Origin of the sequence: Methanosarcina sp. UBA289 (assembly GCA_002496565.1) — an archaeon.
GTDB lineage: Archaea > Halobacteriota > Methanosarcinia > Methanosarcinales > Methanosarcinaceae > Methanosarcina.
Map to the genome: position 1 here is coordinate 1 of DAKJ01000009.1, position 16,387 is coordinate 16,387.

The following is a 16,387-nucleotide window of genomic DNA, read 5'->3' on the forward strand; positions in this document are numbered from 1 at the left end:
GGAAACAACTCCTGTCTCCATTATTAATGAACAGTAATTGCTGCATTTATCATGCAGGAAATTATAGTTATGCGTTCATAGTATTTAAAGGTATCTATTTCCTTGGAAATTAAGAAGGAACTTCAACCAAATGACTATGAGAAAACCCATTCAGCACAACAATCTCATGCTGAAACCGGGAACACATATACATCAGTTTTAATATATAAAACTTTTTGTTCAGGGACATTCTAAAAAAAACAAATTAAACAAAGGATGAAAATCTGTTTTGTTAAAACCCTGATATTCACTCTCAAATCACAAATTCAAGAGCGAGCCGCACTTGTTTTGTGCGTGAGACATACAAAGGAATATCCGATATAAATACCTGTCGCCTATCCTATGACTTAGAAAAAAATAAAAATAAGAAGAGAGTAAAAGAAAGCAAAAAAGCGCAGCATTAAAATAATAACAGAAAGTTGAAAGCTGCATGACGAATAACCTTAAAGCTCGAAAAAACGATATATAAGGGATTTAAGGGTATAAAAATAAAAAATAAAAAATAAAACTATAATAAAACTACATATAACGAGGTATCAAACTGGCAGACTTAAAGAAACCTACATCCAAAGCCAAACCCCAGACGGAAGAATCCGTTACAAGAGTACGAACGCCGCGCAGGGAAAATAATGAGATCCTGGCAACTGTTGAAAGTCTCCTGGGTGCAAATCGACTAAGGCTCCGTTGCATGGATGGGGTCGTTCGTATGGGGAGGATTCCAGGTTCAATGAAGAAAAAAACCTGGATTAGAGAAGGAGACGTCGTTATTGTCGTGCCCTGGGAATTCCAGAACGAAAAGGCAGATGTAATCTGGAAGTACACAAGGCCGCAGGTAGACTGGCTTGAGAGGAAAGGATACCTGAAAGGATAATATGGGAATGGATCAGGAAAAGAAGATAAGGCGCATCGATAGCGCTAAAGATAAATCTCGGGCCAGGGAGAAGGATTCCGAGCGGCTGAAAGTAGAAGAAAACGTATTCGACGTTCCCACCCTTAAAATTCTTTATACTCTATCCAATAAAGGTATAATAAAAGCAATGGGTGGAGCTATCAGTACTGGAAAGGAAGCAAACGTATTCTATGCTGAAGGCCCGGATAAAGAGCTGGCTGTAAAAATATACAGGATTGCAAGCAGTACCTTCAAGGCAATGGATGCCTACATTATGAAGGATCCTCGCTTCACAAACATTAGAAATAACAAGCGAGACATCATTTTTGCATGGACACGCAAGGAACTTCAGAACCTGAAACGTGCCAAAAGCGCAGGAGTCCGAGTTCCGGAGCCTGTACTTGCCGAAAAGAATATTCTTATCATGGAATTTATGGGAGAAAAAGAGACACCTTACCCTCTCCTTAAAAACACGTATCTTGAAAACGAGGAGGCAAAGCAGATTTTTGAGACAGTAGTTGAATATATGCGTCTCCTTTATAAAAAAGCAAACCTTGTACATGCTGATCTAAGCGAATATAATATCCTGATCGACCCGAATAACCTGACTCCCATATTTATTGATATGGGACAATCCGTAACCCTGGAGCATCCTAACGCCCGGGAGTTCCTTTACAGGGACGTGCAAAATATACTCAGGTTCTTCAGCCGCTATGGGATAAAGGACAAACCTGAAGAGCTATTTACAAAAATACAGGCGGAATAATATGACTCAGTATGTCAAAATCCCCAAAGAAAGAGTCGGAGTAATCATAGGCCCGAAAGGAGAAACGAAAAAGCTTATCGAGGACAAAACCGCGTGCCAGCTTGAAATCGATAGTGAAAGCGGAAAGATAGACATTACCTGCGAGGAAGATCCATTAAAAGAGTTCAGGGTTCTCGAAACCCTAAAAGCAATAGGAAGAGGGTTCAGCCCCGAAAAAGCTATTGAACTTCTTGATGACGAAATGCTTATGCTTGAGATTATAGATCTTTCCGACGTTGCTACTACTCCAAAAGAGCTTCAGCGGATAAAGGGTCGGATAATAGGAAGAAACGGAAGAACCAGAGAACTTGCAGAAACTCTGATAAGCGTAAAAATCTCTGTCTACGGAAAAACCGTATCCGTACTTGGGCACCCTGAACAGAACACTATAATCCGGACAGCTATAAGGATGCTGCTCGATGGAGCTACCCATGGTGCAGTCTACAAGTTCCTTGAAAAAAAGCATCAAGAGCTTTTGCAGTCCCAGCTTGACTCAATTGATTTTTATTAAGAAAAAAATCAGGGCCTTAAAATATTGTACCTAAGGCCCTTATGATATAACTAAACTTTTTAACTAAACATTTCTAACTAAACTTTTCTGGAAAACTGGTTTTCAGTTTTCCGTTTTTGCTAAAGCTTTTACCTAAAACTTCTCAACTAAGCTTTCTCAAAACCCAACTCTTATTCCCGAGTTTCATCAGGCCTCTTCTAAGAACTCTTCATCCTCTTCGGATCTTTTACCTTTTCCTTCAAGGAAGTTACCTCGCCCAGGTTTTGCATTAATTGATTCCTCAATCCAGATTACTTCACCTCTTGAAAGAGTATACTCGGGAAAAACTCCTTCCATACCTTCAAAGGGAGTCCACCCCGCTTTACTGTGCAGGAACTCAGCCTTTATAGGGCGAAGCTCGCGGGGATTTACAATAATCAGGTCTGCATCAAAACCCACCTCAAGCCTGCCTTTGGATTTGCGATCCAGCCCAAAAGCTTTTGCCGGATTCCAGCTTGTAAGCATGATCATCCGTGAAAGCGGCAGGATGTTCTTTCTTACTGCAGCAAGCATAAGAGGCATGAGGGTCTCGACCCCGGGCACTCCCGAAGGAGCTACTCTTATATCAACATCCTTTTCAGATTCCAGATGTGGGGCATGATCCGAAGCCACCATGTCAATAGTACCATCGTTAATCCCGTTTACAAGAGCTTTAATACTGTGGCTTCCCCGGAGAGGAGGATTCATTTTTCCAAAAGATCGGAGCCTTTCCCAATCTCGAGTAGAAAGAAAAAGATGATGAGGAGTAACTTCACAGGTGAAAAGGGGTTCTTTATTTTCTCTTCTTGCAAGGTATTTTTCCTTTCGTATAAGACCTATAGCTTCAAGCGTACTCATGTGGCAAAGATGAGCCTTTACTTGTAGTTTGGAAACAAGCTCCAGGGCTTTTTGAACAGCAACCGCCTCACACTCATTCGGACGTACCCTTGAATGGTACTCATAAGAAGTATCTCCTTTTAACAATCCTTCCAGCTCAAGGCGCATTTTCTCATCCTCGGCATGGATAGTCGCAAGCCCACCCAGACGTCTGATTTCGGCAAGAGCCTCTTCGAAGGTATCCTCATTAATGTTTAGCCCGCCTGTGGACTCAGCCATGAAGATTTCCCCAAAAGCAGTAACCCCCAATTTCCAGAGTTCTTCTAATTTCTCTATATTACCTGTTACCCCACCATTGATCCCAAAATCGACAATAGACTTCCCCTTGGCAAGTTTAAGTTTTTGCTCGAAAGACCGTCTGTCTGTCGTAGGAGGCACTGTATTAGGCTGGTCGATGACAGTTGTAATTCCTCCGGCCGCTGCCGCACACGAGCCCGTATACCAGTTTTCCTTTGAGGTCATGCCGGGTTCCCTGAAATGGACATGTACATCAATCCCGGCCGGAAGAGTAAGAGCACCGCCTGCATCTATTATCATATCCGAGCTTGATACTCTGAGATCTTTTCCTATTTTAGTAACTTTGCCGTCCTCAATAATGATCTCGGCAGACTGAAGTGAATTATTGTAATAGATCCGTGTATTTTTGATAAGAATATCAGGCATGGGCGTCTATATGCATATAAACGTACTTAAAACCTGACATCAGAGAGAACAGGAAATGGTCCAAAGAGAGAAAGAAATTTCAGAGAAAATATAATCAAAAACATGAAAACAACATTAGAGAACCAAAAAGAAAAACAAGAACAACATTAAAGAACTAAAACGGGAAACAAAACTGAGAATTAGTATCGTAATGAAAAAATAGAGTAAATGACGAAAAAATATAGAAAAAGTAGATAAGGACTAGCAAGAAAAATTCAACAATCCTTTTTAATTCAGTTTGATCTTCTCAGCCGTAGCAAGATAGATTACACTTTCACATATATTGCAGCAGTGATCTGCAATTCTTTCAATATAGCGAATCAGGAAAAGCAAATATGTGGCTTTGGAAATAATACTTGTATCTTTTGCCATCATTTCTATTAACTCAACCCATACGGCATAAAAAAGCATATCAACTTCTTCATCCCGGGATGCTGCCACTCTTGCAAGCTCTACATCCTGAGTCTTGAAAGCTTGGAGGGAATTTTCAAGCATGTATGTTGCAATATCGGACATTTTTTTAGTATCTACAAGAGGTTTTATATGCTTACCTTCAATTTTTCCAGGAATCTTAGCAATGTTCATAGATAAGCCTAAAATCCGTCTGAGGTCTGCTGTGATCTTGAGAGCGGACACGACAAGCCGGAGATCGCTAGCCATAGGTTGTTGAAGTGCAAGAATATCAAAAATAGAAGACTCAATTTCTTCTTCAAGATTATTTACTTCTGCCTCAAGAGCGAGCGTTTTTGCAGCAAGCTCTACATCAAGATCTATAACTGCAACCATTGAGTCCTTGAAAGCCAGCTCAACGATTTCTCCAAGGGAGAATATGGATTCCCTGAGCAGATCCAGCTGCTTTACGTATTGTTCTCGAGCCATTAAATCACCCAAACCTGCCTGTAATATAATCCTCTGTACTCTGTTCCTGTGGATTTTGGAAAATTTGCCTTGTCTGACCGAACTCAATCAATTTCCCCATAAGGAAAAATCCGGTATAATCTGATATCCTAGCTGCCTGTTGCATATTATGAGTTACGATTACTATGGTATAATCTTTTTTAAGGTCCATAATAAGATCTTCAATCCTGGCAGTGGAAATCGGATCAAGAGCGCTGGTGGGTTCATCGAAAAGAATTGTTCTGGGTTTTACTGCCAGAGTCCTGGCAATGCAAAGTCTTTGCTGTTGTCCACCACTCAGAGAAAGAGCAGGAGACTTAAGCCTGTCTGAAGTTTCTTCCCAGATCGCAGCTGAACGGAGGGCTTGTTCAACAATGCTGTCAAGATCTTTCCTGTCTGCACCATGTATACGCGGCCCATACGCAACATTATCAAAAATCGACATCGGAAAAGGGTTTGGCTTCTGGAAAACCATACCTACTTTTTTACGAAGGTCAACAACGTCTACATCTGGTCCGTAGATATCCTTTTCTTCTATCGAGATTTTACCTTCGATTCTGCAATTCTTAACAAGATCATTCATCCTATTTAAGCAGCGGAGGAATGTAGATTTGCCACAGCCGGACGGCCCTATAAGGGCAGTTACGCTGTTTTTGGGGATTTGCATTGAAATATTTTTAAGTGCTTGCTTTTCCCCGTACCACAAATTAAGATTGTCCACTTTTATCTGGACTTGAGATACGTTTTGAACACCCTTAGTCATTTAGGGACCTCATTATCATATAAATCTTGACATATTAAGAATAACACAAATCAAATTTTTAGTTTGTTCCTGTAATGCCTGCGAATCAAAACAGCTACAAGATTCAAACTTAGGACGATAATCAACAGAACCAGAGCTGTTCCATACTGAATAGGCCTGGTTTTTGCTATATTTGTCCCGGCCGTTGCAAGTACGAAAAGGTGGTAAGGGAGCGCCATAAACTGAGAATAAACAGAATCAGGCAGCCTTGGCAAGAAGTATGCAGCCCCCGTGAAAAGAATAGGAGCGGTCTCTCCTGCAACCCTCCCTATGCTCAGCACTGACCCCGTAATTATTCCCGGAATGGCAGCTGGCAGTACCACGTGCCTGATTGTCTGCCATTTACTGACCCCAAGAGCAAGGGAGGATTCCCGATATTCTTTAGGAACCGTAATTAAGGCCTCTTCGGTAGAACGGATAATTACCGGGAGAATTAGAAGAGCAAGCGTAAGAGAGGCAGAGAGTATGGAAGGACCAAAACCAAAGTATTTCACAAACAATGCAAGCCCAAAAAGCCCGAAGACCACCGAGGGAGTGCCTGCAAGGTTATTGATTGCCATTTCAATTAGCCAGGTAGTGCGGCTTTCTCCTGCATACTCATTCAGATATATAGCAGCCATAACTCCAATAGGCAGGGCTACGCTCATGGAGCCTATGATGAGATATATAGTACCTACAATTGCCGGATAGATACCTCCTTCAGTCATCATCCGGTTAGGCATTTGAGTAATGAACTCAAGATTAATTGCTCCGTATCCGTTCAAGATAATGTAACCCAGGATGATGAGTACAAAACCTGCAACTATTAATGTAGCAAGAATAAGCAGGGAAAAAGCGATTTTTTCACTTGTTTTAGAACTCAAACCCATGATCAGCCCACCTTAAAACGATATTTCTTTTTAATCGAATCCGCAATCAGGTTAATTATGAAAGTAATGATGAAAAGTACAGATCCGACAGCAAAAAGAGCATGGAAGTGAGCACTTCCCTGAGGAACTTCCCCCATTTCAAGCGCTATTGTGGCGGTCATCGTCCTCACAGGACCAAAAAAGCCTCCAGGAAAAGAAGGTATTATTGCGGCATTCCCTGTTACCATCATAAGAGTCATTGTCTCTCCTATGGCCCTTCCGATACCAAGCATTACCGCTGCTGAGATTCCCGACAGAGACGCAGGAATTATGACCTTATATATGGTCTGCCATTGTGTGGCCCCAAGAGCAAGAGAACCCTGCCTTAAAGTGCTGGGAACCGAACTTATTGCGTCTTCGGAAATGGTAATGATTGTTGGGAGTGCCATAATTCCCAGCATAATAGAACCTGTAAGAGCAGTCTGTCCCGTAGGCAGATTGAGAGTTTTCTGCATAAAAGGAACGAGTACTACAAGCCCAAAGAACCCAAAGACCACAGAAGGGATGCCTGCCAGAATCTCAATAAAAGGTTTCAAAAAATCCGCAACTTTTGGGTGTGCGAGTTCAGAAATATATATTGCAGAGGCGATCCCCAGAGGAACCGAAAAAAGAATTGATCCGGCAGTCACAAGAAGGGAGCCCAAAAGCAAGGGTAGTAGCCCGAACTGCTTGTTCACGGAAGTTGGATACCAGAATTTGCCTGTGAGAAAATCGAGAAGGGACGTTTCTTTAAAAAGAAGTAAACTGTCCCTGAATAAGAATATACATATGAGAAAAAGGATTAAGACCGTAAGAGTGCTTATAAAGAAAAGCACGGATTCGATCCCTTTTTCTTTTGAATTCTTGCTAAACATAAGATCTCCTGAAATATTTTTTCAGATATTACTGAACCGGGAAGTACCCCACCTCACTTATCAGGTTTTGCCCTTTCTCACTCATTACGAAATCGATGAATTCCTTTGTGAGACCTGAAGGTTCTTCATTCGTGTAGAAGTATAGAGCCCTTGAAAGTGGGTATGCACCACTGGTAATGTTTTCAGGACTTGGAGCCACAGAGCCGGCCCCCGCATCCAGGTTTAAGGCTTTTACGCTTTCATCAAGATACGCAACCCCGATGTACCCTACTGCATTGGGGTTCTGAGAAACCTCAAGCAGAATTCCTCCTGTGGCTGGCTGTGTAAGCGCGTCAGGGCGGTATTCGTCTCCAAGCAGAACCTCTTCTTTAAAAAATTCATAAGTGCCGGAGCTGCTATCTCGGGAGATGGTTACAATCGGCCTATCCTCCCCGCCAACCTCTTTCCAGTTGCTGATACTTCCATTATAGATGCCGCGCAACTGACCAAAGGTAAGTTCAGAAATAGGATTTTGTGGATTTACAATCACGGAGATTCCATCATAAGCAATAGTATGTTCTACAGGATTGATCCCGTTCACCTTGGCAGCTTCTAATTCTTCAGGTTTCATCTCTCGGGATGCGGTAGCAATGTCCACTTCCCCGTCAATAAGAGCAGTAATTCCGACACCTGACCCACCTCCAGTCACGGATACACTTTTTCCAGGGTTTTCGTTTGTGAATTCTTCAGCCTCAGCCTGTGCAAGAGGTAACACTGTATCGGACCCTTTCAGAAAAATTTCCTGTGAGCCAGTTATTTCTGAGGACGTTTTTTTCGCAGGGACAGAGCCTTTGTCATTTTTGTCTCCAGTACATCCGGTTCCCAGGAAAACAAGTCCAAGTACTAATAATGTGAGAATTAAGTAACTTTTTGATCTGTTTGCCATCGGGGGTACTCCGCTTAAAGATAACGAATTAATAGCCTAAATCCAACAGGTTGTTAACGCTATACCCCACAATAAAAGAGAGAAATATATAAGGATTCGCTTTATATAATATAGAGAAGTATGTACGAGATAGAATAATATAAGAGAGTATTGTAGTATATATATCCTATATAACATATATACAAAACGAGAAATATCTTTAAGAAAAATCAGTATAAGAGTTTACTGGCAGGCAAAATAACTAGGTCAAAAACTGATAACAAGAAAGAAAGATTAAAAAATAACATCTAAGGTAAAGAACTAATGCTATAAAAAGATGGAAAGCCAGAAAAGCAAAGAGTGGACTCAGAAATCGAAAAGAGAACTCTGCGCTGCATGCCCATTTTCCTTACATAAATTCTGTTCCTGAGCCTTTACCTTACTTTCCTTTTCTGAAGGATACTTTTCCTGTTTCTTTACTTCAGGCTTCTTAGCCTCAAAATCAAATAGTCCTTTCTGTTTGGAATCAAAGTCAAGTGAAGACATTTTAACCCCGAAGACTTCCAGAATGCGCTCTACAGGGGGAAGAATCTGCTTCTTAACGTAGTAGTCGACATCTATCTGGATGTTGTGCTCCCTGACATAGTCCGGATCTTCAGCCCGATCAACAAAGAGTCCTTTTCCTGCGATAATGACAAAGGGTATCCTTGTTCCTATCGAAGGCAAAATGCCGGTTCGTTCTTTCAGCTTTTCGGCAACTGTAAGATGAGGCTGCTTGTTTTTGTAACTATCCGTTTTGCGTGTAAGGGTACGCGTGAGAATAAGGCTTTCAATAATCTCGGAATCTTTTGCCGGGTCAAGATTCCTGACATTGCTAACTATCTTACGGACATGTTCTACAGCCTGATCAACATCACCTTTTATAAGCACAAGCTCAAGTACCTTGTTGAGGGTTACCGAGGTCAGTTCGCACCAATCCCTTCGGACAGTCTCCATTCCTTTGACCTTAATCTTATCTTCCCAACCTGAATTTTTGGGTTCAAAGAGCCAGAGAGCATAACGTTTCTTTGCAATGAGAAGGGCACGTTTTGCAACGGACTCAAATTCAAGTTCCATCGGGTCGGGCAGGGAGGCAGAAACAATATTTGAAAGCCTGTTACCTATAAGGCTAACCTCTTCAAGAGATAAATCTCCTCTGGATTTACAATGAACAAAGACGCTGTCCGTATCTCCGTAGGCAACCGACAGCTCAATTACCCTATCCGAAAGAGAGAGTTCTCCGGCTTCATTAAGGAGTAAAGCCGCTCCGTTCCTAAGGACTATTTTTCCTATAGTGTTATTGATAATCTCTCGGGTATTGAGAATATTGCTTCTTCCGAAACTGGTTACAGCATTTGCAAGCGTCAGGCTGTAGAGTCTTGCCCGGGCATATCCGGAATAACCATAAAAGCTGTTTAACAGAATTTTCAGGGCGAGTTGAGTAGCATCAAGTACTCTGTACTCATTTTCATTGGAGGTACTTCTCATCCTTTTCTTTGTCTGTGTCCTTTTGTTAAGCAAATCTTCGAGGATCGAAGGGACGATTCCTTTGTAAATTTCAGGAGGCACGAACTCTCCTCCAGACGGAGGTTTGATAGTCACTCCATCGGGTCTGTCACCAGTAACTACTGTAGTATAGCACAGGTTATGTGCCATCATTATAGTCGGGTAAAGGGACTTGTAGTCAAGAATAAGCACATTTTCCAGAAGGCCTTTCTGAGGTTCCAGGACCTCTCCTCCTTTGAGGTCAGAACTCATCTCATATCTCTCAGCCGAAATTCCGTCATCAGGTTTTGGAAGGAGAACTCTGTCGCGAAGCCCAAACTCTCTGAGAAGAAGAGTTTCAACCATAGAAGTCTGGCCTCCGTCAACGGTTTCTTGAAGTAGGCTTCCACTTACCTGAGCAAGGGCGACGTATTTGTCAAGGAGCCTCAAATTAAGGATAAGTTCAAGGGCAAGCTCTGCATCCCTGCGTGAGTAATCGACAAACTTTTGGAATTTTTCCCCTGTATCTAGCCAGTACTCTCCCATTTCTAGAGGAGGCACATCCAGCTTTTCTCGATTCAGAAGTTCCTTTGAAACAGCACGTAGGGTGTACTGCTTCAGACTGAAGGCTCTTCTTACCAGAGGAAGAGCATCCACAACCACCCTGCCTTTTACTTCGGTTCGGGTAATAAGCCCAAATCGCCTGTAACCTATTTTACTGCCGTCCCGACCAACAACAGGGTTTATTACTTTCCCTTGCGCGACCAGAGTTTTTACTCTGTCTGTTATATAGGGGATATCGAAATCTTGGTGATTGTATCCAACTACAATGTCAGGATCGTACTCGCAGAAAATCTCGAAAAACCGATTTAGCATTTCGGTCTCGTCCTTGCAAGGTTGCACATCCGAATTCAGGCCTTCCACAGGTTTTGCCAGAAGCACAAGGGTTTTATGTCCTTTATATTCCGGCTCGAAGGAAAAGCTGATCATGATTATAGGTGAAACGTCCGGAGAAGGCATCCCCCCATCAAGAGGTAGACATTCTATGTCAAAAGCAAGATACTTTAAAGGGGCGAGAGTAAGATTTTCAACTTTATTAAACCCTGACGCAAGGATTGAGGCGTCACATGCAAAATTCTCACAGCGAGAATTGCCTGAGCCATTTGCTCTGATATATCTTGCAGGGTCAACTGGGTTTCCTTCTGCAGATACCCAGACCATACCTCCAAGATCTCTGTCAATTAAAAAACGGTTTCTGAAGAGAATATCAGTCTCATAGACTTCCCATTTGCCTTCAGCTCTCAGCACTTCCTGGAGCTTCAGAATCTCATCCCTTATCTCGGGCACCTCTCTGGGCAGGTGGGTAGTAACCCTGAGCATCTTTGTTTTTGTTTTCTGATATCCAATAGGCTCAAATTTTTCAACAATTTCAACTTTTTTAACTTGCGTGAAAGTATCTTTGATAAGCCTAGCTACGGCATGAAGGTCTCCAGAGGCCTTGAGATAAAAATAAGGTTCAAAATCAGGAACAAAGCAGCAAACGCTCTTCCCGTCCGTTCCCCTGCCAAAGAGGCGGATTACGGGGTTGCTGTCATCGACAACTTCATAGTCTGCATCCAAGATCTGGAAATCCATAGGCATGGTTTACGTTTTTAGATAGACATATAGCTTTTGTTGTACTTTTGAAAAACAGGAGTTTATTTTCGAGAAAACCCGTAGAATTTAAGATAAAATGAAGTCTTCAAGTAAAAGTTTCAAGACGGAAAAGAAAATTACAGCCATACATAAGTACTGTGATCATAAAGCTTGTTTATAATATGTATACAAGCGGAATTTATTAGACTTCAGGTTTAAGGACTGTTTATGTAGTTGCAGGAGGATACCTGTTCAGGGGCTCGTAGGTCTTGCTATAGGAGCCGGAATTATGACAATTATCAGGAAATATCAGTTCAGGAAGATCTTTATCTGAAAAAGGGAAGAAACAGACAGAAAAGAAAAAAGATAAAAATGGATAGATAGGAAAAATAAATAGATATGGGAAAAAGGAAAAAAGAGAAATCTAAATCTTAGATTTTCAGACCCGCTTAATATTCATGTTGATTGAAACTTCTGCAATGTCAGCGCTATATTCCGAAACCCGTCTAAGACTTTCCAGGATCATGCTAAGTTCAATATTACCTGGTCCTTCACAATTCTGTGGCTCCAGAGAAACCCCAAACTGGGAAACTTTCTTGGCCTCTACAACGATTTTGTTAATAACCTGCAAGTCTTCTTCAGCCATTGAGTCTATAGAACTTTCGAAAACTTTGTTGGAGAGTTCAGCCATCTTGAAGATAGGGTTATCAGCACTAATTCCGGAATCCATTTTAAGGACACTCTTTGCTATCTTTACAGCGTGATCTCCTACGCGCTCAATGCTTTTCGTAATAAGTCTGTATCCCAGGCACTCTCTGGGATGTCGAATTCCGATCTTTTCAGAGAGTTCGATGTCTTCAATTGAAGCCTTGAGCTGACGGACAGCAAGAAGATAAAAGCGATCCACATCGTCATCCCTCTGGATGACATCTTCAGCAATCTCTACATTGTGATCCTTGAGAGCAGCCATGGAATCTTCAAGCATGGAAAGCACAAGTCCATACATGTTTTTTATTACCCGGGTAAGGGGAAGGTCATTGTAGTTCAGAAGGCACTGAAAAACCAGCTCATTCCGGGATTCTTCGATAAGCTCAAGCCCTATCAACTTCTGGCGTACGGAATCTTTGATGAACTTGCGGTCATAAGCACTGAAGCCTTTTTTGGTAGTCAGCCTGATAACATCGTAGCCCACAAGATAATGAGAAATAAGAATCCTGAGATTATTTTCTGCACTGTCGGAGTGAATATAATCTATTGTTGCATTGAGTGTGGAATGTTCCTTTGAAACCGCACTGTAAGAGACAAGCAGGGTTTTATTAGGCATGGGTGTGAGCGTAAGAGTATTACCGGCCTCAAGCCCTATATCTCGGACCCATTTTATGGGGAGAGATACAATATAGGTAGAATTTCCGGTAAACTGAACTTTTCTTTTATCCTTGGTAATAAATAAACCCCCTGAGGGTATTCTAATTAATCTTGGAAGAACTATATAGAGAGAGGAGATATATAAAGGTATCCTGAAAATAGGATGCTAAAACGAGAAATAAAACATGGTAATTTTGTCTAATTAAAGTATATAGGATAAGTACTGAATCATAGAAAAACCATAGAGTTACACTAAAAATTTGAGATAAAACGAGAATGATCCAAATATATGAACAAACAATTTTATATAAAAATTTTTTTGTAATTTGATATGAGAATTTATGTAAATACTTTAGAGAGTCGCTTTTTTAGCAAAATGATTAAAATTAATAATCTGAGTAAAAAATTCAAATAGAGGAAAGGACTTAAAAAAACCAACTTAAAAAATCAAATTAAATAAAAGCTTCAACTAAATAGGAAACCATGATATGACTTATAAGATCAATTTAAATTTATAATAGTAATTAGATAATGGTATAATGATAATAAAAAGATAAATAAGAATATTAATGAGAAAGTTAGGCCTCAAGTAAAAGGTTAGATTTCACTTTAGGTCTCAATTACAAAGGTTAGATTTCACCTTTCTTTATGCTAGAGATTCCCCAGTCTCTATCCTGTTCATATAACTCCTTTTGAACTCAATATATTGTTGAGCGATTTCTTCTGCTTTTTCCTGGCTCAGGGTATTTCGGGCTTTTTCAAATATTTTACTTTCCTCTTCTTCTATGTGATGATCTATAATTTGTTTCAGTTCACTGATTTTAGCAATCCATCTTTCATCCCTCTCGTCCATACCTTCAATTTCAAAGGTAAGAGTCTTCGCCTCATTGTGTTCCTCATAGGCATGACTGACAAGCTCACGTAATTCTTCATTCTGTTCAAACTGTGGATAGAAGAATCTCTCTTCTCCCATCATATGAGGATCAGTTTTAAGCTTTATTTTGAAAAAACTTACTTTTGAGCCATCACGCAGTGCTTGCTGGAAAAGATCGGCTATCTGATCATGCTCTGTTTTCAGTATATCATAAATAGTTTCCATAATTTCCCCTACTTTTAGTATACGAGGAGATATATTTAAAAGAATGTATAAAAAGAAATTAATTCACCTAATTTATAAAAACAGAATTGGGTATAAAATTAGTTAGTGAGAATTGATACATTTTCAAAAATCTCTTTTTCACAAATTCAATGGTAGATTCGACATTACATAGAAATCTCTTAGTGATCAATAGGTTAGTAAAGAGAAGCTAGTAAGATTGTTAAAAAGTAACTGCAATTAGCAAAAAGATTAGAGCAGAAGGAATCAAAAAGGATAAAGAGAGCCGGCTAATGAGGAATCAAATCTGGATGCTGGTAATCTCTTTTCCTTTACTTTTTAGTCTTAAGGCATACTTGGATGCTGTTGTGTAAAATTCTTTGAGAAATCTAGATACTGCTGAGCTATCTGTTGTGCTTTGTCCTCACTCAGGGCTTTCTGAGCCGCCGGAAACACCTTATTTTCTTCTTCTTCTACGTGGTGGCTTACGCTTTCATCCAGTTCCTTGATCTTGGAAGTCCAGTTTGAACTGCTGGCATCCATACTTTCCAGTTCGGACGAGATTGATTTTATTTCATTGTGTTCTTCATAGGCATGACTAACAAGCTCACGTAAATCGCCTTTCTGCTCAAGCGGCGGATAGAAGAGTTTTTCTTCACCCAGTAGATGAGGATCAGTCTTAGCTTTTACTTTAAAAAAGGTCTCCTTAGACCCATCACGCATTGCCTGTTGTATAAGGTCAGAGACCTGCTTGTGTTCTGCTTTTAAGATATCATAGATTGTTTCCATAGTTCCCCCCTCGTTTGAGGTATGACAAGTGATATTTTTACGAAAATATAAATATATAACTCCGAGATATAATTTATAAAAAAGTGATATCGAAAAATGTTAACTTAGTTTTTCTCTCTCACCCTGAAGGCACTTAATTGAAAAAATAGGCTATTAAAAGTAAACCGTTTAAAAGTAAACAATTTAAATAAGGTTCTTAAAGTAGAAAATTTAAACAAGTGTTTCCAAAGTAAATAGTTTAGAGAAGCATTTTTGAAAGTAAACTACTTAAGGTAAAAGATTTAAAAGTAGGGATTTCGGGAGTTTATGCCTCTTCAGATACTACCCAGATATCACCTTCGCATTCCGGGAAAATATCACCCTTTTCTAGCCAGGCCGTCTCACCTGTCCTATAGCAGGAGTGGAAGCGTGAACTCTCAATTTTCGTGCCAGCTTTGTGAGGTTTCCATTCCGGGATCATATCTTCAGAGATTGTTGGCAAACCCGATTTTTGCTTCCCGGGCCTGTATTTGAATACGCTCAGGCTCCCATCCCTTTCAAGATAAGCAGCCTCAACTTCCCCTAAACTTCTGACTCCTTTATTTCTCAGTAAAAGAAAAATATCATCCTGTGTAGGAGTATGTTTTTTAAGTTCCTTTGAATCAAGAATTCCGTCAGTTATAATCTTTACAGGACTACCTTCAGTTAAATCTTCGTACCAGGGATACCTGTTCGCCAGAGCATTCTGTACCCTGTAAAATATCATAATGCTTGAAATTCCAAAAACCGACCATAAAATAGCAACATCAGGGTAAATCATAGGGTCTCCCATAGCCGATCCAAGAGCGATGATAAGCAAGAGGTCAAAAGACGTAAGCTGATTAATTGCTCTTCTTCCTAAAAAACGCATAATAATCAACGCGAAAATGAACATGAAAGCTGATCTGAGAATTACTTCAAGTAAAAAATGCCACGGAGTATCTGCTACAAGAATTCTTGTTATTTCGAATACCTCTATAGAAGATTCTACCATATTATAATAAAGATATAAAATGGCTTAAAAGTTCTCAGTTAAACAGCTGATGTAAAAAATTAATGATATTGAGCTCCTCCAGATACTGATTCCCAAATTCGTGAACTTTTGGAACTATTTTCCTGATCAGAGAATCGATTAGTTATATTAAGTCCAGAGTTTAGAGAAGATATTTTGAACAAAATAGTAGATGTAGACAATGAAACATTCGCAAAGTAACGATTTTCTTGGAACAAGAAGCTCGTGAAAGTAGAATTAAAAATGCTTTGAGAAAAGTTAGGTGCCCGGAGCGTGACTCGAACACGCGACCTCCAGATATCTCAGGAGATTAAAGACGCCTCATATAATTGTCCCTATGAGTCTGGCGCCCCAACCATCTAGGCTATCCGGGCTTGCAACACACAAATGTACAAAGATATATTAAAGGCTAACGATCGAAATATTGGAAAAGAGCCATTCTTTGCAAATATTACTACGAAGAGGAATGCCTGAGAAAGAGAAAGTTGAATATTCTGATTACTAAAGCGCATTAAAGTGGATCAGAAAACATGTTGTGTTAATCATAACATAATGGGGTAATATATAATAAAAGAAATTATTTTGATATAACCACTATAGAAAGTATATATATATAATAAAAGAGAAATATAAATGAGCTTTCAGACTGATTCTAAAAAACAGAGAAAGCAAAAGCCATATCCCTCAAAGGTTTCTACCTATGTATATATAAGGAATATACA

Annotated in this window: 14 protein-coding genes and 1 tRNA gene; 3 read left to right on the forward strand and 12 right to left on the reverse strand. The window is 40.1% G+C overall.

The annotated features are described in order from the left end of the window. Positions 1-574: 574 nt before the first annotated feature. From eif1A to BP549_RS02840, 3 genes are read left to right on the forward strand one after another with little or no spacing between them, the layout of a single operon-like run. On the forward strand, positions 575-910 hold the full coding sequence (gene eif1A, locus BP549_RS02830; RefSeq protein ID WP_292378205.1) for a translation initiation factor eIF-1A: 336 nt from the start codon (positions 575-577) through the stop codon (positions 908-910). A 1-nt stretch (position 911) separates the two neighbouring features. Further along, a complete protein-coding gene (locus tag BP549_RS02835; RefSeq protein WP_292374439.1) occupies positions 912-1,694 on the forward strand; it encodes a serine protein kinase RIO in 783 nt (260 codons plus the stop codon). Position 1,695: 1 nt separating this feature from the next. Next, positions 1,696-2,244, forward strand: a complete 549-nt coding sequence (locus BP549_RS02840; protein WP_292374437.1) for a KH domain-containing protein — start codon at positions 1,696-1,698, stop codon at positions 2,242-2,244. A gap of 186 nt (positions 2,245-2,430) precedes the next feature. Here BP549_RS02840 and BP549_RS02845 read toward each other — a convergent pair whose 3' ends face one another. The 12 genes from BP549_RS02845 to BP549_RS02900 form a co-directional block, all read right to left on the reverse strand. Continuing rightward, complete coding sequence (locus BP549_RS02845) at positions 2,431-3,822, reverse strand: dihydroorotase (protein ID WP_292377973.1); 1,392 nt, start codon at positions 3,820-3,822, stop codon at positions 2,431-2,433. A 267-nt stretch (positions 3,823-4,089) separates the two neighbouring features. Further along, the gene (phoU, locus tag BP549_RS02850) at positions 4,090-4,740 is read right to left on the reverse strand and encodes a phosphate signaling complex protein PhoU (protein ID WP_292377975.1); all 651 of its coding nucleotides are present in this window, start codon (positions 4,738-4,740) and stop codon (positions 4,090-4,092) included. Between the two features lie 4 nt (positions 4,741-4,744). Beyond that, positions 4,745-5,521, reverse strand: coding sequence for a phosphate ABC transporter ATP-binding protein PstB (pstB, locus tag BP549_RS02855; RefSeq protein ID WP_292377978.1), 777 nt, complete (start codon positions 5,519-5,521; stop codon positions 4,745-4,747). A 50-nt stretch (positions 5,522-5,571) separates the two neighbouring features. After that, positions 5,572-6,429: a phosphate ABC transporter permease PstA gene (gene pstA, locus BP549_RS02860; protein ID WP_292374429.1), complete on the reverse strand. Its 858-nt coding sequence runs from the start codon at positions 6,427-6,429 to the stop codon at positions 5,572-5,574. Between the two features lie 2 nt (positions 6,430-6,431). After that, on the reverse strand, positions 6,432-7,322 hold the full coding sequence (gene pstC, locus BP549_RS02865) for a phosphate ABC transporter permease subunit PstC (protein WP_292377981.1): 891 nt from the start codon (positions 7,320-7,322) through the stop codon (positions 6,432-6,434). A 28-nt stretch (positions 7,323-7,350) separates the two neighbouring features. Next, complete coding sequence (locus BP549_RS02870) at positions 7,351-8,247, reverse strand: phosphate ABC transporter substrate-binding protein (RefSeq protein ID WP_292377983.1); 897 nt, start codon at positions 8,245-8,247, stop codon at positions 7,351-7,353. A 345-nt stretch (positions 8,248-8,592) separates the two neighbouring features. Further along, on the reverse strand, positions 8,593-11,391 hold the full coding sequence (locus tag BP549_RS02875) for a DNA-directed DNA polymerase (protein WP_292377986.1): 2,799 nt from the start codon (positions 11,389-11,391) through the stop codon (positions 8,593-8,595). Between the two features lie 433 nt (positions 11,392-11,824). Next, positions 11,825-12,829: a phosphate signaling complex PhoU family protein gene (locus BP549_RS02880; RefSeq protein ID WP_292378207.1), complete on the reverse strand. Its 1,005-nt coding sequence runs from the start codon at positions 12,827-12,829 to the stop codon at positions 11,825-11,827. A gap of 567 nt (positions 12,830-13,396) precedes the next feature. Then, positions 13,397-13,849, reverse strand: coding sequence for a hemerythrin domain-containing protein (locus BP549_RS02885; RefSeq protein ID WP_292377988.1), 453 nt, complete (start codon positions 13,847-13,849; stop codon positions 13,397-13,399). A gap of 342 nt (positions 13,850-14,191) precedes the next feature. Further along, positions 14,192-14,635 (reverse strand): hemerythrin domain-containing protein, encoded by a 444-nt coding sequence (locus tag BP549_RS02890; protein WP_292374420.1) that lies wholly within the window; start codon positions 14,633-14,635, stop codon positions 14,192-14,194. A 304-nt stretch (positions 14,636-14,939) separates the two neighbouring features. Then, the gene (locus BP549_RS02895) at positions 14,940-15,647 is read right to left on the reverse strand and encodes a DUF421 domain-containing protein (protein WP_292377989.1); all 708 of its coding nucleotides are present in this window, start codon (positions 15,645-15,647) and stop codon (positions 14,940-14,942) included. A 281-nt stretch (positions 15,648-15,928) separates the two neighbouring features. Beyond that, positions 15,929-16,039: transfer RNA gene (locus BP549_RS02900), tRNA-Met, on the reverse strand. Positions 16,040-16,387: the final 348 nt, after the last annotated feature.